Raw genomic sequence first — 23,920 nt, 5'->3', positions numbered from 1 at the left:
TCAGACACCCCATGTCGTTTGGTGTCAAGCGGTATGGGGTTGTGCGTGGTGCGACCAGGCGGTTGCTTCGTCGTAGAGGGTGCGGGTCTTGAGGCATCCGTGGAGGATGCCGACGAGCCTGTTGCCGACCTGGCGGAGGGCAGAGTTGTAGCCGGCCTCGCGGGCTCGCTGCTTGTCGTAGTACCGGCGGGCGCCGGGTGAGGCCCGCAGGGCGGAGAACGCCTGGCGCTGAAGCGCGTCGGCGAGCCGGTTGTTGCGCACGTAGCGGGCCTGGACGGTGTGGCTCTTGCCGGAGGCCCGGGTAACGGGGCTGGTTCCGGCGTAGTTCTTGCGGGCCTTGGCGGAGCTGTAACGGGTGGGATCGTCCCCGAACTCGGCGAGCACCCGGGCGCCGGTGATCTCTCCGATGCCGGGCATGGAGAGGTAGATCTCAGCGTCCGGGTGCGCGAGAAAATGCGCCTTCACCTGCTCTTCCATCGCGGCTATCTGTTCGTTGAGGGCGATCAGGAGACGAGCATGGGCGGTCGTGGTGGCCCCGTAGGCGGCGGCCACCGGCTCGGGCAGTTCCAGGTGCTTCTCGCGCAAGGCGGCCTGGATGGCCCCGGCCTTCTGGTCCCGGTTGTGGCGTCGGGCGCGGGCCAAGATGGCGGTGATCTGGATGCGGGTGAGCCTGGCCGCCGCCTGGGGGGTGGGCGCCTTGATGAGCAGTTCCAGCGCGTCGGTGCTGGTCAGCTCCAGGCTCGCGTAGGCGTTCAGGGCTGCGGGGAAGTACTCGCGCAGCGTGTTGCGCAGTCGTTGGAAGGTGCGGGTGCGTTCCCAGATCAGGGTCTGGTGGGCGCGGGCGACGACCTTGACGGCCTGGGCCTGGTCGCTGTCGCCGGCGATGGGCCGCAGCTGGTCGCGGTCGATGCGGACCATGTCGGCCAGCGCGTGGGCGTCGCCTCTGTCGCTCTTGGCGCCGGAGGTGCTGTACCGCTCCTTGAACCGGGCGACCTGCCGAGGGTTGATCGCGTAGACCCGGTAGCCGGCCGCAAGCAGGGCCTGCACCCAGGTGCCGCGGTCCGTCTCGATCCCGACGATCACGTCGCAGGGGACGAGGTCCTCACCCGCATGCTTCGCCACAAGCTCGTGGAGCTTGGTGATACCGTCCGCGCCCTCGGGCAACCTTGCGGTCGCGAGGCGGCGGCCGGTGGTGTCCTGGACTTCGACATCGTGGTGGTCCTCGGCCCAGTCGTCGCCGATCAGCAGCAACTCATCCTCCAGGTCAGGTACTTCCCGGTCATGCAGCCCGCGGAAGACACGGCACGCGGCCTAATGGATCCAGTGCTCACGCTCAGCTCGGCGGGCACGCCACCCCATCAGCGGTCATGGCCTTCCGGCCAACCAGCAGGGGCACGGTCTGACCACAGAACTCACAGTGGTTCCGGCGACATAAGTGCTCACCTGCTGGCGGCTACGGCACCGAGTCTCTCCGACCCGGCAGCTCCCATTAGGCGACGTTGGTGGTGCAGGCGCCGCAGGTGGACCCGCAGTTGTCGTCGGTCAGGTTGACCAAGCCCGCCGGATCGGCGATCTCGACGAGGGAGACGTCCAGGTCGAAGCCGTCCGACGCCCCCGGGATCTGCGGGCGTACTTCGGTGCGGCTGGGAACTACGGTGCTGCGCGTCATGCTGCAACTCCTCGCAATCGTTGTGGTGTTACTGGGCGGGAGCGCCCACCAGGTGCCGCCACGGGAGCGTCGCCGGACGGCTGCTCCCCGGACGGTTCCTGGCCGCCCGGCGCGAAGGGACGTGCTCCGCGTAGGAAAGTCCTCGCTGGCTGCCTGCCTCACGCCGGGAAGTCGTGTGCCGTGAGTCCGATCAAGCGGATGTCGGCCGCCGCTCCATGAAGTAGGCGAGTGCCTGGGCCTTGAGACGATCGAGGCACGGCTCGCACGCGTAGAAGGGTGCGTGCTGCCCATCCCACTGCACCGGGCCGAGCCAGATCACCAGGACTCCGGTACGCCCGCAGCCGAGCCAGCAATCACCGGTGATCCACGGCCACTCCATGGAAGGACGTCCCCTTTCTTAGCTGGTCGGGATGGTCGGTCTGGTGGCCTGGCAGTTGGGAGCGCAGGGCCAGAGCTGGAACGGCAGGCCCCGGTGGCGTATCTCGCCCAGCCGTCGACCGCTCGCTCCCAGCGGCCAGGCGCAGAGGGCGCAGTCCATGGCCGTCTGCTGGCGGGGCGGGAGTCGAGCGAGATCGGGAAGGGGCGAGGGTGCCGTGGCCGGGATGTTCACTCGTCGCCCCCGGTGCGGAGTTCTGCCCAGACCTCTTTGCCCCAGGGGCGTCTGCCTGAGCCGTGCAGGTCATAGCCCCAGCGGTCGGCTACCGCATCGACGAGGAGCAGTCCGCGGCCCGACTCGTCGTCGTCAGCCGCCTGGCTGAGTATGGGCAGACGCGCTGGTTCCCGGTCCACGACCCCGACACGCAGTCGTGTCGCGTCCGGTCGCGCAACCGTGAGGCGGATCTCGGAACATGGGGTGTGCCGGCAGGCGTTCGCGATCAGCTCTGTGACGATCAGCGCGGCTCGGTCGGCGAGACCGTCGAGGTGCCACACACCGAGGACGTCTCGAACGAGGTCGCGGCCGATCTCGGCCGTGGACGGCTTGCACGGGAAGGTCTGGCTGTACGTCGGGTGGCCGACAGAGAGTGCCGCAACTGATGTTCTCAGACTCGTCATTGGGGTGGAGCCTTCGTGTCGTCTCGGCGCCCGGCCCGCCCCCGCGGGGGAACCTCAGGGGCGGGCCGGGCCGTCAACAGCCGCCCGCACGGTGGGGCGCTGCGGGCGACCAGCACCCAGACAACTCCCTTTCACAGCAGGTTGGTTAGGACGTTCAGGCACTCAGCCGACGGACTCGCCTAGGACGTTTTGACCTCTCCTTTACCTGGCGGGTGAGGATCGCGCGGGCTACCGTGCCCGCATGGACACCACCCGCAACACCGTTCTTGAGGCGTGGATGACCGAACACGGCTACAGCTCCAACAGCCTTGCCGAGGCCGTGAACAGGGCCATTGAACGGTTGACCGGGCGCCCTGGGGGACTCGACGGCTCATCGGTCCGGGCATGGAAAGCGGGCCGGGTGACCTGGCCAAAGGCGGCCGCCCGCAAGGCACTTGAGGACGTCACCGGACTACCCGCCGTCGCTTTAGGGTTCGTGCCACGGGGCCGGCCTTCGTCCATCCCGGCCCCACCGCAGCAGGAGGACCCCGACATGAAGCGCCGTACCCTCGTCGGCAGCATTGCGGCCGCTGCCGCCGCAGCAGCCGCACCCGGCACCGCATCGCCGCGCCGTATCGGCATGAGCGACGTCAACCGCCTGAACAAGCGCTTCGCCGAGATCATCGCCAGTGACCACCGCCACGGCGGACAACTCGGCATCGAGCAGCGGGCCGCCGCCCTCGCCGACGAGGCACTCAACCTCCAGAACGCCGGCAGCGCCACCCAGCGCGTACGCAGCAACCTCTACGCCTCCGCAGCCGCCTTCCGCTCCTCCGCGATGTGGGCCGCCATCGACGGCCGGCGCTACGACGTCGCCAAGGCGCACATGCGTGAGGCCCAGGCCCTCGCCGAGATGTCTGGCGACCAGGCCATCAAGTTCCGCATTTGGAGTCACGCGGGCACGATGTACCGGCACATGGGCCGTCCGGCCGACGCCCTCGCTGCAAACGACGTCGCACGCAACCTGCACATCACGCGTCGGGACCCCCTGTTCGCCTGCCTGGGGCATGCCCGCCAAGCCGCCACACTCGGCCTCACAGGCGACACCGCAGCCGTACGGCACGCCCTCGGCTGCGCTCAGGACGCACTCGAACGCGCCGATCCCGATCTCGCTCGCCCGGTGTGGATGGCTGCTGTACGCGACGGTGCAGAGCTAGAAACATTGGCCCTGTCCGCACACCTCCGCCTTGGCAACTTCGAACAAGCCGAATCGCACGCCCACCGAAGCCTGACCCTGCTCCGCCCCCAAATGCAGCGCGACCGCGCCATCAATACTGCCCGGCTCGCCCACGCCCAGCTCGGACAAGGCGACGCCGAAGCCGCAACGGCCACCGCGATGAGGATCCCCACCAGCGCCGCCACCCAACACGCCCGTGTGACGCGCATGCTGCAGGAGTTCGGGGCCGCGCTGCGCGCAACCGCGCCCGGCAGCAGCACCGTCCGGACCTGGACCGAGCACACTGCCACCTGGAGGACGGCAGCATGACCACCGCGCCCGCGATCGAACTGCGCACCTTCACCACCCTCGACACCGTCCGCGGCGATCTCCTCGACGTGTACGCCGACGTACGCGCACCGCTGCTCCGCCTGCCGAACTACGCGGTCACCGCGTTCGGCGAGCGCCTGGACCGGCACGGCATCGAGCCAGGGTTCGTGGCCACCCTCGCGTACGCCGACGGGCACCCGGTCGGCTTCGCCTATGGCAACACCATCAAGCAGGGCGACCGCTACTGGCAGCGCACCAGCCCGACCCCGCCGGAGAAGTACACGGGGCGTCCGGCCGTGGCCCTGAAGGAGGGCGGCGTCCGCCTGCCCTGGCGGAAAACCGGCACCGCCCGCCGCATCCACGACGCCCTCCTCGCCACACGCGACGAGCCGTACGTCACGCTCATGGTCAACCCAGCCGCTGGCGACGGAAGAGTCCACGCGCTCTACAAGTCATGGGGCTACGAGGACATCGGACAGAGTCAGCCGTCACCGGCCTCACCGGTCCTTACCGTGATGATCCGGGCCAGCCGCTGACCAGCCCAGATTGAACCGCCGCGGAACGTGGCCGAGCGGCGGAAGGCGAGCCGTGCCCGCTGTAACTGCTTGAACCCGTCTGCCGACCCACCCAAGTCATCAAGTGCGCGCCCCGGCTGCGCATCGCAGGTGCCGGGACAGCAGCGCCCCGCTCATTGACGCCCAGAACGCATTCAGCACCCATGACGCCGCGAATCGCCGTGAACTCATGAGAACTACGACGGGGTGTTGGCCCAGTTCAGACACCTCAACGCCGACGTTTTCGCAGGTCACAGCCCCATCTAAGGAAAACTCCGGCAGCCGGTGTCGGCGCGAGTTGAACAGGGCCGAGGCCAGGCAAGTCGACGGATCGTCTGGCGCGGTGCGGGGCGAGGTGGCCCGGCGGGCCGCCTACACCGGCGAATCCACCCCGAGTTCCGCCCCCGCCCTCGCCGCCGCGCCGATCGCTACCGCGTCCTCGCCCAGGCGGGCGGGGAGGACGCGGAGGGGGTGGCCGCTGACGGGAGGTTCGGCGGTGAGGGCGGTGTGGATCGGTGATTCGAGGAGGGGCCAGGCGCGGGCGACTCCGCCGCCGATCACGCAGGTCGTGACGTCCAGCAGGCCCGCGGTGATCAGCAGCGCCCGGGCCACCGCCGTACCCGCCGCCTCGTACGCGGCGAGTGCGTCCCGGTCGCCCCGGTGGGCGGCCTGGGCCACCTCGCGGGCCGTGCGGGCGCCGTACCGCGCGGCGATCGAACGGCCCGAGGCCACGGTCTCCAGGTGGCCCCGGCCACCGCAGGTGCACGGCAGGTCGCCGAAGCCGGGAACGTGGCCGATCTCGCCGGCCGCCCCGTGCGGACCGTCGTACAGCGCACCGTCCAGCCACAGCGCCCCGCCGACGCCGGTGCCGAGGGTCATCCCGAGGACATGGGTCCCGCCCACGGCCGCGCCCTTCGCGACCTCCCCGCGCAGGAAAGCGTTTACGTCGTTGTCGAGGAACGCCGGGACGCCCAGCGCCTGTTCGACCGCCGTCGTCACCGCGAACCCGGCCCAGCCCTGGAAGGAGTCGCTCGCGACGAGGATCCGCCCGGCCCGCACGTCCACGAGACCCGCCGCGCCGACCCCGACGCCCAGCAGCCGCGCGGGCGTACGGTCGAGCAGCAGCCGTAGCGCGTCGAGCGCGGCGCCGATCATCGCCGTACCGCCCTCGGCCGCGGGCGTCGGTACCCCGACGCGGTCGAGGACGCCGTAGTCCGGCGCGCACAGCACCACATGGGTGGTCGTCCCGCCGATGTCGATGCCGGCGACCGCCGTCACGCGCCGGCTCCGAGCGCGGCCCTGCGCTGCCGTTGCAGCACCGGATCCGGCACGGGCACGGCCGCGATGAGACGGCGTGTGTAATCGGTTTCCGGACGCAGCAGCGTCGACATGGTCGGGCCCTGCTCCTCCACCCGCCCCGCCCGCATCACGACGACCCGCCCCGCGAACTCCTGCACCACTGCCAGATCGTGCGACACGAAAAGACAGGCGAACCCCAACTCGGCCTGCAACTCCGCGATCACCTCAAGCACCGTCCGCTGCACGCTCACATCGAGCGCGCTCGTCGGCTCGTCCGCCACCAGCAGCCGAGGCTGAAGCACCAGGGCCCGGGCAAGACTGACCCGCTGCCGCTGACCGCCGGACAGTTCTCTGGGACCCCGGTGCATCAACTCCTCGGGCAGACGTACGAGTTCGAGCACCTCCGTGATCCGGGCCCGCCGCTGTGCGGCCGTCATACCCCGGCGGTGCACCCGCAGCGGCTCGGCCACGCACTCCGCGACGCTCATCCGCGGGTCCAGCGAGGCCACCGGATCCTGGAGCACCACGCCGACCCCCGACAACAAAGCCCGGCGTGCCCGCCCCCGCGTCCTGCCCAGGTCCGTGCCGAACAGGGCGACCGAACCGGAGGCCGGCGGGACCAGGCCGAGCGCCACCCGCGCGGCCGTCGACTTGCCGGACCCCGACTCGCCGACCAGCCCCACCGTCTCGCCCGCCCCGACCGTGAGCGACACGTCCTGAAGGGCCCGCACGCCACGAGGTCCGCGGCCGAAGTCGACGGTCACGTCCCGGAGTTCCACCACCGCCGTGCCCGCCTCCACCGGAGCCCTCACCTCACCGGGCTCGGTCACCACCAGTCTCGGCACGGCCGCCAGCAGCCGCCGCGTGTACTCGTGCGCCGGCCGCAGCAGTACGTCCTCCACCGGCCCCGTCTCCACGATCTCGCCCCGCAGCATCACGGCCACCCGGTCGGCGAAGTCGGCCACCACACCCATGTTGTGCGTGACCAGCAGCACGCCGGTGCCCGAGTCGGCCGCCAACCCCCGTAGCAGATCGAGGATCTCGGCCTGCACGGTGACGTCCAGCGCCGTGGTCGGCTCGTCCGCGATCAGCAGATCCGGCGAGTTGGCGATCGCCATGGCGATGACGACCCGCTGCCGCTGCCCGCCCGACAACTGGAACGGAAACGCGGACGCCCGCCGCTCCGGGTCCGGAATGCCGACGCGGCGCAGCAGTTCGACCGCCTCGCGTGCGGCTTCCCTGGCGGAGACGGGACGGTGGTTGCGTACGACTTCCGCTATCTGCCTGCCGACCCGGGTCAGGGGATCGAGGGCGGTCGCGGGTTCCTGGAAGACCATGGACGCGGTACGGCCGCGCAGCCGGGCGAGTTCGGCTTCGGAAGCGTTTACGACGTCCGTGCCGTTGATCGTCACCCGGCCCGACGTCCGCGCGGTGCCCGGCAGCAGTCCCATCGCGGCGAGAGCGACCGTGGACTTGCCGGAACCGGACTCGCCGACGAGGGCGAGGGTTTCGCCCGGCCGCACGGACAGTGATATGTCACATACCGCGGGCACGTCGCCGGTTTCGGTGGAGAACGTCACGTCCAGATGCCCGATGTCAAGAATCCCGCCGCTCATCCACGTCCCCTCACGTCGAAGGCGTCCCGCAGCCCGTCGCCGATCGCGTTGAACGCGCAGACGACGAGGATGATCGCGAGGCCGGGCGGCACGATCAGCCACCAGCGGTCCGAGTACGCCGCCGTCAGACCGGCCGACAGCATGCCGCCCCAGTCCGTCGACGGTGGCTGGACGCCCAGGCCGAGATACGACACGTACGCGACGAGCAGGATCGCGTCGGCGACCTGGAAGGTGGCCGCGACGACGATCGTCGACACGGAGCCCGGCAGGATGTGCCGGGCGATGGCCCGGCCGTGCGTACCGCCCGTCGCGCGCAGCGTCAGCACGTAGTCGCGGTTCTTGAGCGTCAGTGTTTCCGCCCGCACCAGACGGGACGGCACCAGCCAGGACACCAGGCCGAGGACGACGATCAGCCCGGCCGTGTCCGGCGTCGTGATCGCCGAGACCACCAGCAGGATGAACAGCGCCGGGATGGCGATCCCCGCGTCCACGACCCGCATCATCACCGCGTCCACCCAGCCGCCCGCATACCCGGCGACCGCACCCCACAGCGTGCCGATGACGGTCGCGAGGATCCCGGCCGCGAGTCCCACGAGCAGCGACACCCGACCGCCGTACATCAGCCGCCCCAGCTCGTCGTGCCCCACGGCGTCCGTGCCGAGCCAATGGGCGCCGCCGGGTGCGAGGTTGACCTGGGTGAGGTCGGTGTGGGTCTGGTCCGTGGAGTAGACCAGCGGACCCACGAAGCAGAACAACAGGAAGAGGACGACGACCACAAGTCCCGCGATCGCGAGCCTGTTGCGCGCGAAGCGAGCAACAAGGGGCGCGCGGAACGGCGCGACCAGCCCCGGCCGGCCCGCAGTTTCAACACCGCCGGTCATGCGCGGCCCACCTTCACTCGGGGATCGACGATTCGCTGAACGACATCCGCAAGCAGCGACCCCACAACCGTCGCCACGGAAATGACAAGCACGCACCCCAGCAGCACCGGATAGTCGGAGGACTGCGCCGCGCTCCAGAACAGCAGCCCCATGCCCGGGTAGTTGAACAGCTGCTCGACGACGAGCGCGCCGCCGAACAGCACCGGCACGTAGTAACCGAGCATCGCCACGACCGGCGTCAGGGAGTTGCGGAAGACATGCCGGAAGAGGATCGCGCGCTGCCGTGCACCGCCGGCCCGCGCCGTGCGGACGTAGTCCTCGGAGAGGTTCTCCAGGGTCGCGGACCGCATGTACCGGCTGAACACGGCCACCATGGAGGCGGCGCCCGTGACGACCGGCAGCACCAGCGCCGCCGGGTCCGCGAGCACCTGGGCCACCGTGTCTCCCTGGGGTGCCTGGGAGGGGAACCAGCGCAGGGTCTGGGTGAAGAGCAGGATCAGGACGAGGCCCAGGAAGTACACGGGTGTCGAGTACGCGATGAAGTTGAGCGTCGTGATCGCGTAGTCGGCGGGCTTGTTGCGCCGCACCGCCTGCCACATGCCGAGGGGGACCGCGAGCAGCAGGCCGACCAGCGCGGACAGCACGGTCAGGACGAGGGTCTTCGGCAGGCGTTGCTCGATCAGCCGGGAAACGCCTTCATTGAGCGTGAACGACGTGCCCAGGTCGCCCTGGAGCAGATTGCCCAGGTAGTAGACGTACTGGACCGGCAGCGAGCGGTCCAGGCCCTGTTCGTGGTTGAACGCGGCGATCTGCTCGGCGGTCGCCTGCGGGCCGAGGATCCCTCGTGCGGGACCCCCGGGCAGCGCGTGCAGCAGGCAGAAGACGACGACCGTGACGATCAGGACGACGGCCAGGGCCTGGAGCAGCCGACGGGCCAGGAAGAGAACGGTTTCCATGGGGTCAGCTGGTCCACTTCCACTGCGCCGGGTGGAAGTTGGCGAGCGAGTCCTGGGAGAAGCCGCCGAGGCCGTTCCTGATCACCGAGACCTGGTAGACCGGCTCCGGCAGCCAGATCACCGGCAGGTCCTGGGCCAGGGCCGCGCTGTAGTCCTGGATCGGCTGGTTCGAGTTCGAGGTCGTGGAGGCCGAGATGAGCTTGTCGACCTCCGGGTTGGAGTAGTTGCCGAAGTTCGAGCCGCCCTTGGACTGGAACAGCGAGTCACCGGTCGGGAAGGCGCTGAAGTACCAGCTGCCCGCGGTACCGAAGAAGGACAGCTGCCAGTCGCAGATCGGCTGGTCGGACGTGCACTGCGGGGTCTGCGACAGCACCGAGTTGACCGGCGCGGTCTTGATGGAGAACTTGATGCCGGTCTTCGCGAGCGAGGACTGGATCGCGCTCATCATGTTGTCCGTCACCGTCGAGCCGGACTGCGACAGCACCTGCATCTCGAACTTCGTTCCCTCGGCGATGCCTTCACCGCATTTCGCGGGTTCGGTGCAGGTCATGACGGAGTCCTGCTCGGTCCAGCCGTGGTCGGTGAGGAGGGTGCGCGCCGTGTCCGTGGAAAACGGATACGGGTTGGTCTTCTGCTCCGACGAGATGAAGTCGGAGGTCTGTCCCTGCGGGATCGGACCGTATCCGGCGACCGCCGTGCCGTTGAAGACGACCTTCGCCAGGCTCGCCTGGTCGATCGAGTGCTGCACCGCCTGCCGGGCGTAGAGCTGGTTGAACACCGCGCCCATCGCCGGGTTGTTGAAGTTGTACGGCATATAGGTGATCGCCCAGCCCGACCAGGGCTTCACCTCGTAACCCTGCGCGGTGAAGCTCTCCTCCTGGTCGAGGTCGGTCGCCTCGATGTAGCCGTAGTCGACGCTGCCCGAGCGCACCGCGTTCTTCTCGGCGTCCGCCGTGGTGAACGGGAGCAGGTTGACGGTGCTGATTCCGGGCTTCTCGCCGCCGTCGTACTTCTTGTTCTCGGTGAGGACGACCTTGCCGGAGGTCGAGAAGGACTTCACCGAGTAGGGACCGCTGATGGTCTTCCAGAGGGGGTCGCTCGCGTAGCCGGAGATGTTCTTCGCGGCGTCGTTGAGGTTCTTCCACACCTGCTTGGCGTCGCCGCCCTTGTCCCAGACGTGCTGCGGCAGCGGTGTGATCTCGCTCAGCTGGTTGGCCAGCATCCATTCGGAGTTGTAGGCCTTGTCGAACGTGATCGTGAAGTGGCGGTCGTCGACGGTCTTGAAGGATGTCCAGATGTCCGGCGCCTGGCCCGGGGTGTAGCCCGCCCACTCCGTCTTGTTCGCCTTGATGAGGTCGAACCAGAACTGGACATCGCGCGAGGTGATGGGCTGGCCGTCGCTCCAGTGCCGGTCGCCGAGGGTCATGGTGACGCTTTTTCCGTCGGCGGCGAAGTCGGCGTCGGTGGCGATGGAGGCCTTCTTGTTCCACGCGATCTTGCCGGTGGATCCGTCGTAGGCGACGAGCCGCTCCCACAGGCTGTCCGCGATGGAGCGGTTGTTGGTGTTCAGATGCGCCGCGGTGCCGATCGGCAGGATCCAGTTCGGCGTGAAGTTCGCGGGCAGCGCGTAGTTGATGGAGTCGCGGGACGCGGACGAAGAGTCGCTCGACCCGGAGCAGCCCGCGAGCAGCAGCGTGCTCGCGGAGACGACAGCACCGGCGACAAGCCTCGTGCGAGCGGGGGACATGGCACTCCTTGGCGTGAAATCAGCGAAGGCGGGGTGGCGGGAATCAGTCAACGACCGCCGATGGCGAAGAAACAGACGCACATCTGTAAAAAGCCTGTTACTGCTGTTCTGAAAAAAGTAACGAAGCCGTCGTACGGCCTTACGCTCGTCGCCTCGCATCCCCAGGACGGAAGTAACTCAACCGATGTCTGAAAAAAGTGCGCCGCACCGCCGGACCGCCACGGGCGGCGTCTCCGCACTCGCCGAACGCGTCCTCGAACTGCTCGCCTCCGGGCAGGCGTCCACCCGCACCGAGCTGGCCGGACTGCTCGGCGCCGCCCCGTCGACGATCTCGCTCACCGTCGGCCAGCTCGTCGCCCACGGACTGGTCGCCGAGGAGGGCACCCGCTCCTCGAACGGCGGCCGCCCGCAGAAGGTGCTACGCCTCGGCGGCAGCGACGGATTCGCGGTCGCGGCCGAACTCGGCGGCCGGCACGTCCATGTCGGCGTCGTCCTGCCCGGCGGGGGCCTCACCGACGTCTCGACCGTCCCGTTCCCCACGGCCGACGGGCCCGAGTCCGCGCTCCCCGGACTGGCCCAGACCCTCGACTCCCTCGCCGACCGGCACGGACGGCAACTGCTGCGCAGCGTCGGCCTCTCCCTCCCCGGCCCGGTCGACGTCGCCTCCGGCGTCGTCACGCTCCCGTCCCGGATGCCCGGCTGGAACCGTTTTCCCGTCCGTTCCTGGCTGGAGGACCACTTCGGCGTCCCGGCCGCCATCGAGAACGACGCCAACTGCATGGCCATGGGCGAACAGACCGTCCAGCCACCTGAACGCCGCCAGTCGATCATGGTCAAGACCGGCACCGCGATCGGCGCGGGCGTCATCGCCGACGGCCGGCTCTACCGGGGCGGATCCGGCGCCGCGGGCGAGATCACCCACGTCCGGGTCGAGGCCGCCCACGACATCCCCTGCTCCTGCGGCAACACCGGCTGCCTGGAGACCGTCGCCTCGGGTGCCGCGCTGGTGCGCATCCTGCGCGAACGCGGCCTCGACGTCGCGTCCACCGAGGACGTCGTACGGCTCGCCACCGACGCCGACCCCGAGGCGACCCGCGCGGTCCGCCAGGCCGGCCGCTACCTCGGCATGGTGCTCGCCGCGAACGTCAACTTCTTCAACCCCGACGCGGTGTACCTCGGCGGCATCCTCTCCACCCTGGAACCGTTCGTCGCCGCCGTCCGCAGCCAGCTCTACGAGGGCTGCCATCCGCTGGTGACCGAGCACCTCGCCATCGAACGCGCCAGCCTCGGCGCCGACGCCGGACTGGTCGGTGCCGGCCAGCTCGCACTCCAGCGGGCGCTGGCCCATGCGCTGCACGAGGTCATCGGGGGCCACGCGTGACGCCGGACGCGACCGGCGGCACGCGTGATGCCGGACGTCACCGGGGGCACGCGTGACACCGGAGGCCGCTTCTGACGAACGCCGCCGGCGCCCCGATGGACGGACGCCGTCGGCGCCCTCGATGGACGGACGCCGCCGGCACACCCGAGCGACGAACGCCGATCGCCGCATTCGGGTCGGCGATCCGCCGGTGTCACGGCCGGTCTCTTGCCCACACCCGCCCACATATGCCCATTGACAGACATTGCCCGGTAATGGGCGGACGTGGGAGGCAATGCCAGCTATTGCCGGTCTTGCCAGGGTGCGCCGACAGCATCCCTGACGTCCGGAGTTCACCCAAGGCACCTGGAGCCCACCCCGACGACCCGGAGGCACCGAACCATGACCGACCCCCGTCGCCCCACCCCGCGTCCCGTCATCGCCGTCGCCGGACTCGGCATCGAGTCCTCGACCTTCTCACCCGCCCGCACCGAGGCCCCCGCCTTCCACCCGCAGCGCGGCACCGACGTCCTGACGCGCTACCCGTTCCTCGCCCCGGGGGAGCCGCTGCGCTCCGCCGCCGACTGGCGCGGCGCCCTGGTCGGCAAGGCGCTGCCGGGCGGTACGGTGACGGCGGCCGCCTTCGCCGACCTGTCCGGTGAACTCATCGACCGGCTACGGCAGTTGGGACCGGTGGACGGCCTCTGGTACGACATCCACGGCGCGATGACGGTCGAGGGACTGGACGACGCCGAGGCCGTTCTGCTGGCGCGTATCCGTGACGTCATCGGCCCCGACGTCCTCGTATCGACCTCCATGGACCTGCACGGCAACGTCTCCCGCGAGCTGGTCCACCGCTCCGACCTGATCACCTGCTATCGCATGGCCCCGCACGAGGATGCCATGGAGACCAAGGAGCGCGCCGCCCGCAACCTCGTCGACCTGCTGCACAGCGGTGCGCCCCGCCCGGTCAAGGCGTGGATCCCGGTGCCGGTGCTGCTCGCCGGCGAGCAGACCTCGACCCGTATCGAACCCGCGAAGAGCGTGTACGCGGCGGTGACGGAGGTCGAACAGGCCGAGGGAGTGACGGACGCGGCGATCTGGGTCGGCTACGCATGGGCGGACGAGCCGCGCAACCGGGCCGCGGTCGTCGTCACCGGACCGTCCGAGCCCGCGGTGACCGCGGGCGCCGAGCGCCTCGCCCGCGGATTCTGGGCGGCGCGACGGGAGTTCGCCTTCGTCGCGCCGACCGGGACGCTCGACGAGTGCCTGGACGACGCGCTGGCGTCGGCCGTACGCCCGTACTTCATCAGCGACACCGGCGACAATCCGACCGCGGGCGGCGCCGGCGACGTCACCTGGGGGCTCGAACAGGTCCTGGCCCGCCCGGAGTTCAAGGACCCGGGCGGGCCGGTCGTCCTCTACGCCTCACTGCCGGGCCCGACAGCGGTGGATACGGCGGTCGAGGCGGGCGTCGGCGCCACGGTCACCGTCACCGCGGGCGCCGAGGTCGACGACCGCCACGCCGGTCCGCTCACCCTGACCGGCGTGGTCCACGCGATCCGGCACGGCGACCGGGACGCGCGGGTGGAGGTGGTCCTGCGGGTGGGGAGCGTGCACGTGATCCTCACCCGGCTGCGCAAGCCGTACCACCATGAACACGACTTCACCGACCTGGATCTGAACCCCCGGGCCGCGGACGTGGTCATCGTCAAGATCGGCTATCTGGAGCCCGAGCTGTTCGAGATGTCGGCGGACTGGAAGATGGCACTGACGCCGGGCGGCGTCGATCAGGACCTCCTGCGACTCGGTCATCACCGCGTACGCCGCCCGCTGTTCCCCTTCGACCCGGACATGCCCGCCCCGGACCTCACGGCCCGGATCGTCGCCCCCTCGGACCGGCCGCTCACCGGCCCCGACGCGTGAGACCGCCTCCCCCGTCGTCCCCGCCTCCCCGGTCGGCCTCGACGGCGGCGGCGATCAACTGGTCGATCAGCGCGATCAGTACGTCCCGGCACGACTCCCGCTCTCGCGCGTCGCACAGCAGCACCGGGACGTGCTCCGGCAGCGCCAGGGCGTCCCGGATGGCCTCGGGGGGATACGGATGCTCGCCGTGGAAACCGTTTACGCCGACGACGAAGGGGATGCCGCGACGTTCGAAGAAGTCGATCGCGCCGAAGCTGGACTCGGGCCGGCGGACGTCGATCAGGACCACCGCGCCCAGGGCGCCGATGGCGAGGTCGTTCCACATGAACCAGAACCGCTGCTGGCCGGGCGTACCGAACAGATACAGCACCAGCTCCCGGCTGATGGTGATCCGGCCGAAGTCCAGGGCCACGGTGGTGGCCCGCTTCTTCTCGATGCCGTCGAGGTCGTCGATGCCCAGGCCCGCCACGGTGAGCGATTCCTCGGTGCGCAGCGGAACGATCTCGCTGACCGACCCGACCATGGTGGTCTTGCCGACGCCGAAGCCTCCGGCGATCAGGATCTTGACCGTGTCGGGTGGCGCGACCGCGGTGGCGGCGGGCTCAGAGCCGGCCAAGGCTGTCCCTCACTTTCTGCAGCAGGTCCAGGTCCGGGGAGCGGGGGGAGACGGGGTGCGGCGGGTGGGCGGTGATCAGGCCCGCCTCCAGCAGATCGCACAGCATGATCACGACGACGCTCACCGGAAGGTCGAGATGGGCCGCCAGCTCCGCCACGGCGATCGGCTCCGCGCACCGGCGCAGGATCCGCGCCTGCTCGGGCTGCGGGCGCGGCGCCCGTACCGGCGGCGGATCCACCGCGGTGAGCGTCGTGATCAGCGTGAAGTCGGCGCGGCTGGGCCTGGTGCGTCCGCCGGTCAGGGTGAAGGGTCGTACCAGCCGGCCCGTCGAATTGTCTGCGGCCACCTCACGCGCCAGGGCCGGCATTGGCCCGCGGCGCCGCGCTCAGGTGCTCGCCGATCTTCTTCACCAGCATGTTCATCTGGTACGCCACCACACCGACGTCGGCGCCCTGGCTGGTGAGGACGACGAGATGGGCGCCCGTGCCTGCGGAGGTGAGGATCAGATAGCTGTGCGCCATCTCGATCAGCGCCTGGCGCACCGGACCGCCGCGGAAGTCCATGCTGACGCCCTTGCTGAGGCTCATCAGGCCCGACGCGGTCGCCGCCAGCCGTTCGGCGTCGTCGCGCAGAAACCCGGTGGATTTGCTGACGACCAGCCCGTCCTCGGAGAGTACGAGGGCGTGGTTCACCTCGGCGACCCGCTCCACGAGTCCGGTGAGCAGTTGATCGAGCTGGGTGTGCGTGGCGGGGCTGGGGCGTGTCATGGCGGTGTCCTTCATGAGCGATCGGCGGGCGGGGTCGAAGACTGGGGGACGTCGGCCGCGGCCGACTCCTCGTCGGCGCCGTCGTCACGCGCCCGGAGCGTGCCGCGCTGGAAACCGGCGAGCGAGGATGCGGCCTGCTCCGCGGTGAAGTCGTCCGCGTGACCGTTCTCTTCGGCGGGCGGCGCCTCATCGCGCAGCTCCGCGGCGAGGCTGGTCTGCGGCACCCGGCGGGGCAGGGGGGAGAGGCCGCCGTTGGGCGCGGCGGAGGCGGTTCGGGGTGAGGCGGTACGGGCCGCGACGACGGGACGGGACTCCCGTACGGGCTCCTCGGGCGCGGTGGCCCCGGCGTGCTCGATGTCGTCCGCGCCCGTAGCGGTATCCGTGTCTGTAACCGTATCCGAGCCCGTATCCGAGCCCGAGCCCGAGTCCGTGACCGTATCCGAGCCCGAGCCCGAGCCCGAGTCCGTGACCGTATCCGAGCCCGAGCCCGAGCCCGAGCCCGAGTCCGTGACCGTATCCGCGTCCGTATTCGCCGTCGTAACCGTATTCGCGTCCGCGTCCGTATTCGCTGTCGTAACCGCATCCGTATCGGTATCCGGGGCAGGCGCGTCCCGCACCACGACGTCATGCGGGATGAGCACGATCGCCGTGGTCCCGCCGTACGGTGAGGAGCGCAGGGTGACGGCGATGCCGTGCCGGTGGGCGAGGCGGGAGATCACGAACATGCCGAGCCGGAGGTCGTCGGCGAGCGCCACCACGTCGAACTGCGGGGGCTCGGCCAACTGGGCGTTGAGGGAGGCGTAGTCCTCCTCGGACATCCCGAGGCCCCGGTCCTCGACCTCCACAGCCAGGCCCTTGGCCACCAGCGCGGCCCGCACTCCGACCGGGTTCGGCGCCGGGGAGTACACGGTCGCGTTGTCGATCAGCTCGGCCAGCAGGTGGATCACGTCCGCCACCGCGGGCGGCGCGAGCGCCACCTCCTCCTCGGTGTGCACCACCACCCGCTGGTACTGGGCGACCTCGCCGACAGCGCCGCGCAGGATGTCGATCAGCGAGACCGGCTCCTTCCAGGTGCGGCCGGGCCGCTCGCCGCTGATGATGACGAGGTTCTCCTCGTAGCGGCGCAACTGGCTGGCCGTGGAGTCCAGTTCGTACAGGCCCTTGAGGATCTCGGGGTCCTGGTGCGCGCGCTCCAGCGCGTCCAGCTTGGTCAGCTGCAGATTGACCAGGTTCTGGCTCTGCCGGGCGATGCCCAGGATCACCTTCTGGAAGCCGCGCCGGGTGTCCGCGAGTTCGACCGCCGTGTGCACGGCCGTACGCTGTGCGGTGTTGAACGCCTCGGCCACCTGGCCGAGTTCGTCGCGGCCGTAGTCCAGCGGCGGCGTCGCCAGCTCCACGTCGACCTTCTCGCCCCGGTCGAGCCGGGCGACCACATCGGGCAGTCGCTCCTGGGCCAGGCCGAGCGTGGCCACCCGCAGACCGCGCAGCCGCCGGGACAGGGAACGGGTGATCCGCCAGGACATCCACACGCACAGCAGCAGGGCGAGCAGTCCGCCGGCGCTGAGCGAACCGGCCGTGATCAGCAGGCTGTCGGACGTGTCGGCGCTCCGGTCGAGCAGTCCGGCCGTCTGCTGGGTGATCAGCAGCCCGTAGTCGTCGGCGAGTTTCGTGAAAGCCGTTTCCCACCGTTTCTGCACATCGGGCAGCGGGATCCTGCGGGCACCCGCGCTGTCCGCCCGGGCCGCCGCCAGCACCTGGTCCTCAATGGACTCCAGCGTCCGCCACTCCCGGCTTTGCAGGATCCGCTCGGTCTGCGTCTTCACGCTGCCGCTCAACTGCGGGACGATCTGGTACCTGACCAGCCAGCGGCGCGCGCTGACCGACACCGCGAAATTGGACCAGGACTCCTCGTCCAGGTACCCGGACGGCCAGGCCAGGGTGAGCTGGGCGTCCTCCTGGGAGGCCAGCTCCGCCGCCTGCTCCAGCCCGACGAGCGGGCCCGCCTGGGCGGTGAGGTCGCCGTCGTCGACCTGGGAGAGTGCCTGGAAGGCGTGGATCTGCTCGTCGATGATCGCGCTGTACTGGTCCAGGATCTGCTGTGCGGTGATGTCGGTGGGTTCGTCGACCTGCCCGCGGTAGTACTCCAGGCTGCTCACCGACCCGACGACGGAGGTCAGCCAGTCCGAGATGCGGGCGGGGGCGCGCTCGATCTCGTCGTTCTGGCCGACCAGCTTCGCGACCGCCTCGTCCGTCTTCCGGCGCTGCGCGTCCAGGGCGTCCCGCGAACCGTTCGGCGAGGCCAGCCACGCGGCCGACAGCCCGCGCTCCGTCTGCAGGGCGAGCGTCGCCTCGGTGCCCATGGCGCCGGTCGACCGGCTCAGCTCGGTCTGCCCGCGCAGCCGCAGCCCCTCCGTGAACATCTGCGTCGTCGTCACAGCCCACATCGCGGCGAGGGTGACGCTGGGGACCAGGGCCAGGAGGATCAGGGAGAGACGTATGGAGCCGAAGCGGCGCCGGGAACGTGTCCGTGGAGACATCGTCGTCCTAGGGCGATCAGTGGGGCGGCTGGGGAGTGGTGGGTTGAGGGGGAGCGGTGGGTTGAGGCTGAGGGGGAGCGGTGAGTTGAGGGGGAACGGTGGACTGAGAGAGCGGTGGACTGAGAGAGCGGTGACGGTGGGTGTGCGGAGGGTGACCGCGCTTCCGGTATGACACAAAGGGTGCACAGGATGCTATCCGCACAAGTGACCGCATGTGCCGTGAGGGACCGAATCCGTGGCGACACGGGCGGATGAACTGTCCGGTCAGCGCGTGCCCTTGGCAGCGAACCCGGCCACCTCGGCGACGTTCGCCCTGGAGACGATCGCCGGGCCGGTGAGCACCGGAGCCACACCACCCCCGCTGAGGTTGCCGTTCGTCCGGTACAGCCACAGGGAGTCCACGGCCAGATACCCCTGCAGATACGGCTGCTGGTCCACCGCGAACTGCACGGAACCGTTCTCCACGGCCTTGACCAGCTCGTTGTCGAGGTCGAAGGTCGCCACTTTCGCGTCGCTGCCCGACTCCTTCACCGAGTCGACCGCGGCGAGCGCGAACTGCGCGCCCAGGGTGACCACTTCGTCGATGCTGCGGTCCTGGCGCAGTTCGTCCGTGATCGCGTCGGAGGTCGCAGCCATGTCGGTGCCCTCCACATAGAGCATTTGCGTCGTGCCGCCGAACGCCTTCTTCATGCCGGCGCAGCGCGCCTCCAGGGCGACGTTGCCGCGTTCATGGATGACACAGAGGGCGTGTTCGGCCTTGAGGTCGTCCAGCCTGTCGCCGACGGCCCGGCCCGCGACGCTCTCGTCCTGGCCGAAGTACTCCAGGAGCCCCGCCGACTGCCAGGCGTCGATACCGGAGTTGAGCCCCACCACGGGTATGCCCGCCGCCTTGGCCTCGCCGACCGCGCCCGTCATCGCCGTGGGCTTGGCCAGGGTCACCGCGATGCCGTCGACCTTCTCCCGGATCGCCTCCCGCATCAGCTCGGCCTGGCCCGCGGGGTCGGAGTCGCCGGCGTAGGCGAGTTCGACGTCGTCCTTGGCGGCCGCCGCCTCGGCCCCCTTGCGCACCCGCTCCCAGAAGAGGTCGCCCTCCGCGCCGTGGGTGATCAGGGCGATTTTCATCGGTTTCGCGCCCGCCGCTGCCGTGTCCGTCCGGGTGCCGGTGTCATCGAGCCCGGAGCAGGCGGCCAGCAGCAGACAGGCGGCCGCCACAGCGGCCACGGCGCAAGCCGGACGTGGGGAACCGGAGGAAGGCGACGGAGTCTTCATGGGGTGCGGGTACCTCGCTGTGCGGCCGAGCCGGAGGAACAGCTAGAGCGCTTGCCGGGTCGCACGAGGTGTGCGCCGAACGGGTGACTCTCGCTGGGGCGGATCACATCGTGTGTGGCCACCGGTCGTCAAGTGCACCGCCACGTGGAGTGAGTCGTCGCTCCCACATCGTGATCTGCGCTGGCCGGAAGCGCGAAGCGCTTCCGCTTCCTGGCCCGGTTGCGCGGGCAAACCCGTCACTCGTCTTGCGCGCCACCGACCCGTACATCGCGATGTCCTCGTCGCGGACCACTTCGGTGCCGCTCCCGCTCCCGCTCCCGGTACCGTCCGGACGCCACCTGTGGACCTGGACGATGCCCGGCTCGACGAGTTCGAGCCCACCCGTCCGACCTCCTCACCACCCGGTTCACGAAGCCCCGGTCTGCCTGCATATACACAGGCGGCGCAGGCCACTCCCGAACCATGGCGTCACCCGCTTCCCGGTCGGCCGGGTAGTGGTCCTTTCCGCCGATGATGTAGTGAAGTTGACGGCAGCGACCCGGGGGGCGCGGGGGGCGCGGGGCTGTGTCACTTTGCGGCTCCGCCGCGATGGGGGTCCCCCGCCGCTACGGTGCTACCGCTTTCGCGGCCCTTCGCCGGAGGCGTCGCCTCGGCTCCTGATCCGGCAACCACCCGAACGCGAGACAACTCCCCACCACACCGCACAGCAGCCCCAGAAGGAAGCCACCCAGGTTCGACGTCATCCAGGTGCCCAGCGACACCAGCACCCCGGTGATCGAGTAGAACAACCGCTGCGCCGGATTGAACAGAACCAGCAACCCCAGCACCACCATCAGCCCCGGCAGCAGATACCCGGCCACACCCTGCATCCCCACATGCAGAACGACCTTCAGCGACGCCCTCATGGTGAGCAGGACCTCCACCCCGCCCAGCGCGAGCAGCAGCCCGCCCCAGAACGGCCGGCGGGACCGCCACCCACGGAAAGCGGGCCGCAGTCCCCGACGTGGACGCTCCGACATCAGCACCCCGAGCTGCTGAACCGGAGTTTCAGGCCCGGAAGCGTGAACACCCCTGCCGTGGTCGCGTAGTTGGTCTGCCGCAGATTGGCGATGCGCACGGTGCGGGCCTGTTGGCTGAACACCCCGATCGGCCCCTTCACCCCGGCCCTGGTCAACGTACTCGCGTCGTTGCCGATCTCGATGTCGTCGAAGGCCGCGTCGCCGGACAGTTCGGTCGAGTCCGTGGTCAGGTCGGTCGCCTGCACCTTCTCTTTGCCACCGCCCGCCGTGATCAGCAGGTTCGTACCGCCGAGATCGACGCTCTGGCACAGCTTGGTGAGCGTCGCGTTCTTGATCGCGGAGGTGACGACCAGCACCTGTCCGCCGGTGTCGCCCGCGTTCGGGCTGCCCGGCGCCATGTTGTCGAGGCCGCCGAACTGCTCGAATCCGGTGCCGTTGAGTTCGGTCGCCGTGACGGTGAAGGGCATGCCGGAGATCGCGAACTGCACGCCCAGCGCACCTTCGGCGGTGAGCACGGCGAGCGCGACCGTGGCCAGCGTGGCGGGTACCGCCATCACCGCGGCGCGGCGCAGGCGTACCCGGCCGCGTCTCTGCGGGTCGGCGGAGGTTGTGGAACCGCTTTCCGGGTTCTCGGGGGTGGGTTCGGTGGACGACGAGACGTCCGAGTGCGGGGCCATGTCTGCTCCCAGGGGACTGGTGAATGCGGTCGGATCGTGCGCGGCACGGTGTCCTGGCGCGGACAGCGGCTGCCGCGCACGCCTCCTCACAACTCCCGGCGGGCGCAAGGGATTTCTCGTTACGCGACAGTAGCCGCCGAGGAAGTTACCGGGGGTTACATTTGGGGGTCAAGAGAGTTGTGGAAAAAGCGTGATGATTGTGTTCCGCCTGTGCGGCAAGGCCTTCCCGGGCCTCCGCGGAAGTGCAGCTTGCGTCCAACTCCCCTGAGAACCCTTGACGTTGAACAACTCTCAGGTTTACAACTTGCACTGCTCTCCCGGATCCGTGGCGCCGGATCTGCCCCGCGGGCACTGCCCGCGTTCTCCCGGACCTCTTGTCCCTTCGCGGGCGTTTTCCGCCCCCCTCCCCGGCCGCTCAGGCCGGCTGTCGTTGCCGGTCCGTCACGTACGGAGAAGGCGTCACGGACCGGCAACGGCGGGCCCTCACGCGCGCCCACCCCCCTTCACCTCAGACGCGCGCCCACCCCCCTTCACCTCAGAATCGAGGCACCCGCATGCGCACGCGTACCCTGCTCACCCTGGCCGCCGCCGTCGCCGCCCTCACCCTCCCGGCCGCCGTCCCCGCCTCCGCGGCCGACACCCCGGTCCTCACCACCGGCGGCGTCGCCGGCACACCCGTAGCCGTCGGCGACGTCCTCACCGCACCGCTGGCCGGCGGCACCACCGCCACCCTCTACTCCAGCGCGACCGGCACCAGCGGCGTCTCGTGCACGTCGTCGCAGTTCACCGCCACCGTCACCGACAACCCCACCGCGCCCGGCACCGCCACGGAGTCCGTGACGGGCCACACCTTCGACAGCAGCAGCTGCACCTCCAACGTCGTCGGCGTGCTAGGCGTCACCAGCATCTCCGTCGACAACCTGCCCTACACCACGTCCGTGTCCTCCGACGGCACCCTCACCGTGACTCCGGCGAGCGGGTCCGCCATCCAGACGACGGTCGTGCTGCGCACCCTCCTGGGCAGCATCACCTGCGTCTACCAGGCCCCCAGCCTGACCGGCACGGTGGACAACAGCGACAACAGCATCGCCTTCACCGCCCAGCAGTTCACCCGGACGTCCGGCTCCTCGCTCTGCTTCGCGAACGGTTACTTCACCGCCAAGTACGCCCCGGTGACCGACGCCGGCGCGCTCGTCTACGTCAACTGACCGACTGACCGACTGACCGACTGACCGACTGACCGACTGGTCGACTGGCCTTCGTGCACCCGGCGTTCAGCGTCGGCGCAGACGCAGGGCCAGGGCGGCGCCGCCGATGAGCACCAGTACCGCCGCGGCGCCGCCCGCCACCATCGGGGCCGAGGGGCCGGAGCCGGCGTCGGGGGTGGAGGCGAGCGGGGTACTGTCGGGCGTCTGCGGGGTGGCGGGGGCGGTCGGGCTCGACGGTGTACCGCTTCGGGCGGGTGTCCGTGCCGGGGCCTTGCTCTTCTCGGCGGCGGTTGCCGAATTCTCGGCAACCGGAGCCTTGGGCGACGCCGCGTTCCCGGCCTCCTCCGGCGCCGGGAACACCACGTCCGAGCACGAGTAGTACGTGTCCGCCGTGCTGGTGTTCTGCCAGATCGTGTACAGCACATGCCGCCCCGTCCGGTCGGACGGCAGCGTCCCGGTGATCCGGTACGCGCCGTCCGTCAGGGCCGGGTCCGTCACCTCGGCAAACGGTTTCGACGGGAGATCGGACCAGGTGAGCGGTTTCGACGAGTCGTATCCCTGCTTCGTCAGATAGAGCCGGAACGTGCCGGTGTGCGGGATCGTCGAGGCGTACCGCAGCGTCAGCGCGGCGCCCGGCTTCAGGCTCGTCGACGGCCAGTCGGAGCGGGCCAGGTCGAGGCCCCGGTACGCGGGCAGCCCGCCGCTGCACAGCTGTCCGTCGGGGATCGTCTGCCGGTCCCGGCCGTTCACGTTCGCGATGCGCAGGTTGTCCCAGGCGGTGAAGGGGGCGCCGTTCGCGCCGACGGCCGCCTTGCATGCCGTCGAACCGGCCGCGTCGCCGCCCTCGGGGGAGCAGGCGTACACCCGGCTCACCGGGTCCGTGGGCGCACCGTGCGCCTGTGCCGGTCCCGCCGCCCAGAGAGGAAGAAGGAACGGGGCCACGGCTACGGCCCCCAGGGCTCTGCGGTATGCGGTCATCCGGGACATCCGGAACGTCTCCTCGGCCGGGCACGGGAACGGTCTGCTGTGTGCAGTACGGAAAACGCACCCGGCGCGTTCACCTCGTGATGTTTGTGGTGACGTCCGGGGTGAAAGGCGTCGTAACCGGTCAACTTCCCGCTGTCTAGGGTGGGTTTCCGGCCGGATCGAGGGTTTCCCCTGTATCCGGATGATGTTTCCGTTGCCTATCGTTCGACCACAGCTGACCCACAGGTAACCCCTCGACGGGTCGGTGCCCGCGC

Annotated in this window: 22 protein-coding genes and 2 pseudogenes; 5 read left to right on the top strand and 19 right to left on the bottom strand. The window is 69.9% G+C overall.

Going from position 1 to position 23,920, the window contains the following annotated elements; all coding sequences use genetic code 11:
* Window positions 1-24 precede the first annotated feature (24 nt).
* The 4 genes from GFH49_RS27805 to GFH49_RS27790 form a co-directional block, all read right to left on the bottom strand.
* Window positions 25-1,251: an IS110 family RNA-guided transposase gene (locus GFH49_RS27805; protein WP_155053965.1), complete on the bottom strand. Its 1,227-nt coding sequence runs from the start codon at window positions 1,249-1,251 to the stop codon at window positions 25-27.
* A gap of 238 nt (window positions 1,252-1,489) precedes the next feature.
* On the bottom strand, window positions 1,490-1,669 hold the full coding sequence (locus tag GFH49_RS27800; protein ID WP_016825826.1) for an FxLD family lanthipeptide: 180 nt from the start codon (window positions 1,667-1,669) through the stop codon (window positions 1,490-1,492).
* A 190-nt stretch (window positions 1,670-1,859) separates the two neighbouring features.
* Entirely contained in the window at window positions 1,860-2,048 is a 189-nt protein-coding gene (locus tag GFH49_RS27795) for a hypothetical protein (protein ID WP_155058805.1), read from the bottom strand.
* Between the two features lie 227 nt (window positions 2,049-2,275).
* Window positions 2,276-2,722 carry an ATP-binding protein gene (locus GFH49_RS27790; protein WP_155058804.1) on the bottom strand — a complete coding sequence of 149 codons (447 nt, stop codon included), beginning with the start codon at window positions 2,720-2,722 and terminating at the stop codon, window positions 2,276-2,278.
* Between the two features lie 241 nt (window positions 2,723-2,963).
* Here GFH49_RS27790 and GFH49_RS27785 point away from each other — a divergent pair, with 241 nt between their 5' ends.
* Both GFH49_RS27785 and GFH49_RS27780 read left to right on the top strand, forming a co-directional pair.
* Window positions 2,964-4,247 (top strand): NsdA family TPR-like regulatory protein, encoded by a 1,284-nt coding sequence (locus GFH49_RS27785; protein ID WP_155058803.1) that lies wholly within the window; start codon window positions 2,964-2,966, stop codon window positions 4,245-4,247.
* Window positions 4,244-4,783: a GNAT family N-acetyltransferase gene (locus tag GFH49_RS27780; RefSeq protein WP_196218144.1), complete on the top strand. Its 540-nt coding sequence runs from the start codon at window positions 4,244-4,246 to the stop codon at window positions 4,781-4,783. The genes GFH49_RS27785 and GFH49_RS27780 overlap by 4 nt, the downstream gene beginning before the upstream one ends.
* A gap of 390 nt (window positions 4,784-5,173) precedes the next feature.
* Here GFH49_RS27780 and GFH49_RS27775 read toward each other — a convergent pair whose 3' ends face one another.
* From GFH49_RS27775 to GFH49_RS27755, 5 genes are read right to left on the bottom strand one after another with little or no spacing between them, the layout of a single operon-like run.
* Window positions 5,174-6,079, bottom strand: a complete 906-nt coding sequence (locus GFH49_RS27775; RefSeq protein ID WP_155058802.1) for an ROK family protein — start codon at window positions 6,077-6,079, stop codon at window positions 5,174-5,176.
* A complete protein-coding gene (locus GFH49_RS27770; RefSeq protein WP_155058801.1) occupies window positions 6,076-7,716 on the bottom strand; it encodes a dipeptide ABC transporter ATP-binding protein in 1,641 nt (546 codons plus the stop codon). Before GFH49_RS27770 ends, GFH49_RS27775 begins: the two co-directional genes overlap by 4 nt.
* Window positions 7,713-8,597, bottom strand: a complete 885-nt coding sequence (locus GFH49_RS27765; protein ID WP_155058800.1) for an ABC transporter permease — start codon at window positions 8,595-8,597, stop codon at window positions 7,713-7,715. Before GFH49_RS27765 ends, GFH49_RS27770 begins: the two co-directional genes overlap by 4 nt.
* Window positions 8,594-9,553: an ABC transporter permease gene (locus GFH49_RS27760; RefSeq protein ID WP_155058799.1), complete on the bottom strand. Its 960-nt coding sequence runs from the start codon at window positions 9,551-9,553 to the stop codon at window positions 8,594-8,596. The genes GFH49_RS27765 and GFH49_RS27760 overlap by 4 nt, the downstream gene beginning before the upstream one ends.
* Before the next feature lie 4 nt (window positions 9,554-9,557).
* Window positions 9,558-11,300: a peptide ABC transporter substrate-binding protein gene (locus GFH49_RS27755; RefSeq protein ID WP_155058798.1), complete on the bottom strand. Its 1,743-nt coding sequence runs from the start codon at window positions 11,298-11,300 to the stop codon at window positions 9,558-9,560.
* 184 nt (window positions 11,301-11,484) lie between these two features.
* On the opposite strand from GFH49_RS27755, the gene GFH49_RS27750 reads away from it, so the two are divergent.
* On the top strand, window positions 11,485-12,681 hold the full coding sequence (locus GFH49_RS27750; protein WP_155058797.1) for an ROK family transcriptional regulator: 1,197 nt from the start codon (window positions 11,485-11,487) through the stop codon (window positions 12,679-12,681).
* Window positions 12,682-13,062: 381 nt separating this feature from the next.
* Window positions 13,063-14,586 carry a M81 family metallopeptidase gene (locus GFH49_RS27745; protein WP_155058796.1) on the top strand — a complete coding sequence of 508 codons (1,524 nt, stop codon included), beginning with the start codon at window positions 13,063-13,065 and terminating at the stop codon, window positions 14,584-14,586.
* On the opposite strand, the gene GFH49_RS27740 is transcribed toward GFH49_RS27745, so the two are convergent.
* The 9 genes and pseudogenes from GFH49_RS27740 to GFH49_RS27705 form a co-directional block, all read right to left on the bottom strand.
* A complete protein-coding gene (locus tag GFH49_RS27740) occupies window positions 14,567-15,202 on the bottom strand; it encodes a GTP-binding protein (protein ID WP_155058795.1) in 636 nt (211 codons plus the stop codon). The two genes, GFH49_RS27745 and GFH49_RS27740, sit on opposite strands and share 20 nt — an antisense overlap.
* Entirely contained in the window at window positions 15,189-15,569 is a 381-nt protein-coding gene (locus tag GFH49_RS27735; RefSeq protein ID WP_408055961.1) for a DUF742 domain-containing protein, read from the bottom strand. Before GFH49_RS27735 ends, GFH49_RS27740 begins: the two co-directional genes overlap by 14 nt.
* Window positions 15,550-15,969, bottom strand: coding sequence for a roadblock/LC7 domain-containing protein (locus GFH49_RS27730; RefSeq protein WP_155058793.1), 420 nt, complete (start codon window positions 15,967-15,969; stop codon window positions 15,550-15,552). The genes GFH49_RS27735 and GFH49_RS27730 overlap by 20 nt, the downstream gene beginning before the upstream one ends.
* Window positions 15,970-15,980: 11 nt before the next feature.
* Window positions 15,981-18,506: a sensor histidine kinase gene (locus GFH49_RS27725; protein WP_155058792.1), complete on the bottom strand. Its 2,526-nt coding sequence runs from the start codon at window positions 18,504-18,506 to the stop codon at window positions 15,981-15,983.
* Window positions 18,507-18,770: 264 nt separating this feature from the next.
* Window positions 18,771-19,775 (bottom strand): substrate-binding domain-containing protein, encoded by a 1,005-nt coding sequence (locus tag GFH49_RS27720; protein ID WP_155058791.1) that lies wholly within the window; start codon window positions 19,773-19,775, stop codon window positions 18,771-18,773.
* Between the two features lie 244 nt (window positions 19,776-20,019).
* Window positions 20,020-20,154, bottom strand: a pseudogene (locus GFH49_RS41630) (SAM-dependent methyltransferase); the annotation flags it as partial.
* 25 nt (window positions 20,155-20,179) lie between these two features.
* Window positions 20,180-20,365 (bottom strand): annotated as a pseudogene (locus GFH49_RS41625) (SAM-dependent methyltransferase); the annotation flags it as partial.
* A 15-nt stretch (window positions 20,366-20,380) separates the two neighbouring features.
* Window positions 20,381-20,794 carry a DUF6114 domain-containing protein gene (locus GFH49_RS27710; RefSeq protein ID WP_155058808.1) on the bottom strand — a complete coding sequence of 138 codons (414 nt, stop codon included), beginning with the start codon at window positions 20,792-20,794 and terminating at the stop codon, window positions 20,381-20,383.
* Window positions 20,794-21,471 (bottom strand): DUF6230 family protein, encoded by a 678-nt coding sequence (locus GFH49_RS27705; RefSeq protein ID WP_155058790.1) that lies wholly within the window; start codon window positions 21,469-21,471, stop codon window positions 20,794-20,796. The genes GFH49_RS27710 and GFH49_RS27705 overlap by 1 nt, the downstream gene beginning before the upstream one ends.
* A gap of 554 nt (window positions 21,472-22,025) precedes the next feature.
* On the opposite strand from GFH49_RS27705, the gene GFH49_RS27700 reads away from it, so the two are divergent.
* Complete coding sequence (locus GFH49_RS27700; protein ID WP_155058789.1) at window positions 22,026-22,679, top strand: Tat pathway signal sequence domain protein; 654 nt, start codon at window positions 22,026-22,028, stop codon at window positions 22,677-22,679.
* A gap of 66 nt (window positions 22,680-22,745) precedes the next feature.
* Here the strand turns inward: GFH49_RS27700 and GFH49_RS27695 are convergent, their stop codons facing one another.
* Window positions 22,746-23,666 carry a lytic polysaccharide monooxygenase auxiliary activity family 9 protein gene (locus GFH49_RS27695; RefSeq protein ID WP_155058788.1) on the bottom strand — a complete coding sequence of 307 codons (921 nt, stop codon included), beginning with the start codon at window positions 23,664-23,666 and terminating at the stop codon, window positions 22,746-22,748.
* Between the last annotated feature and the right edge of the window lie 254 nt (window positions 23,667-23,920).

This window comes from Streptomyces blattellae (genome assembly GCF_009709555.1).
Classification (GTDB): Bacteria; Actinomycetota; Actinomycetes; order Streptomycetales; family Streptomycetaceae; genus Streptomyces; species Streptomyces blattellae.
The sequence above is the reverse complement of the archived record's forward strand: the minus strand, read 5'-3'. Positions and strand labels throughout refer to the sequence as shown.

Excerpts from the sequence above, each read along its gene's own strand:
- GFH49_RS27765 (WP_155058800.1), bottom strand. The coding sequence starts at position 8,597 with ATGACCGGCGGTGTTGAAACTGCGGGCCGGCCGGGGCTGGTCGCGCCG.
- GFH49_RS27735 (WP_408055961.1), bottom strand. The coding sequence starts at position 15,569 with ATGCCGGCCCTGGCGCGTGAGGTGGCCGCAGACAATTCGACGGGCCGG.
- GFH49_RS27750 (WP_155058797.1), top strand. The coding sequence starts at position 11,485 with ATGTCTGAAAAAAGTGCGCCGCACCGCCGGACCGCCACGGGCGGCGTC.
- GFH49_RS27780 (WP_196218144.1), top strand. The coding sequence starts at position 4,244 with ATGACCACCGCGCCCGCGATCGAACTGCGCACCTTCACCACCCTCGAC.
- GFH49_RS27710 (WP_155058808.1), bottom strand. The coding sequence starts at position 20,794 with ATGTCGGAGCGTCCACGTCGGGGACTGCGGCCCGCTTTCCGTGGGTGG.
- GFH49_RS27785 (WP_155058803.1), top strand. The coding sequence starts at position 2,964 with ATGGACACCACCCGCAACACCGTTCTTGAGGCGTGGATGACCGAACAC.
- GFH49_RS27745 (WP_155058796.1), top strand. The coding sequence starts at position 13,063 with ATGACCGACCCCCGTCGCCCCACCCCGCGTCCCGTCATCGCCGTCGCC.
- GFH49_RS27795 (WP_155058805.1), bottom strand. The coding sequence starts at position 2,048 with ATGGAGTGGCCGTGGATCACCGGTGATTGCTGGCTCGGCTGCGGGCGT.
- GFH49_RS27790 (WP_155058804.1), bottom strand. The coding sequence starts at position 2,722 with ATGACGAGTCTGAGAACATCAGTTGCGGCACTCTCTGTCGGCCACCCG.
- GFH49_RS27755 (WP_155058798.1), bottom strand. The coding sequence starts at position 11,300 with ATGTCCCCCGCTCGCACGAGGCTTGTCGCCGGTGCTGTCGTCTCCGCG.
- GFH49_RS27770 (WP_155058801.1), bottom strand. The coding sequence starts at position 7,716 with ATGAGCGGCGGGATTCTTGACATCGGGCATCTGGACGTGACGTTCTCC.
- GFH49_RS27705 (WP_155058790.1), bottom strand. The coding sequence starts at position 21,471 with ATGGCCCCGCACTCGGACGTCTCGTCGTCCACCGAACCCACCCCCGAG.
- GFH49_RS27730 (WP_155058793.1), bottom strand. The coding sequence starts at position 15,969 with ATGACACGCCCCAGCCCCGCCACGCACACCCAGCTCGATCAACTGCTC.
- GFH49_RS27695 (WP_155058788.1), bottom strand. The coding sequence starts at position 23,666 with ATGTCCCGGATGACCGCATACCGCAGAGCCCTGGGGGCCGTAGCCGTG.
- GFH49_RS27700 (WP_155058789.1), top strand. The coding sequence starts at position 22,026 with ATGCGCACGCGTACCCTGCTCACCCTGGCCGCCGCCGTCGCCGCCCTC.
- GFH49_RS27725 (WP_155058792.1), bottom strand. The coding sequence starts at position 18,506 with ATGTCTCCACGGACACGTTCCCGGCGCCGCTTCGGCTCCATACGTCTC.
- GFH49_RS27760 (WP_155058799.1), bottom strand. The coding sequence starts at position 9,553 with ATGGAAACCGTTCTCTTCCTGGCCCGTCGGCTGCTCCAGGCCCTGGCC.
- GFH49_RS27720 (WP_155058791.1), bottom strand. The coding sequence starts at position 19,775 with ATGAAGACTCCGTCGCCTTCCTCCGGTTCCCCACGTCCGGCTTGCGCC.
- GFH49_RS27800 (WP_016825826.1), bottom strand. The coding sequence starts at position 1,669 with ATGACGCGCAGCACCGTAGTTCCCAGCCGCACCGAAGTACGCCCGCAG.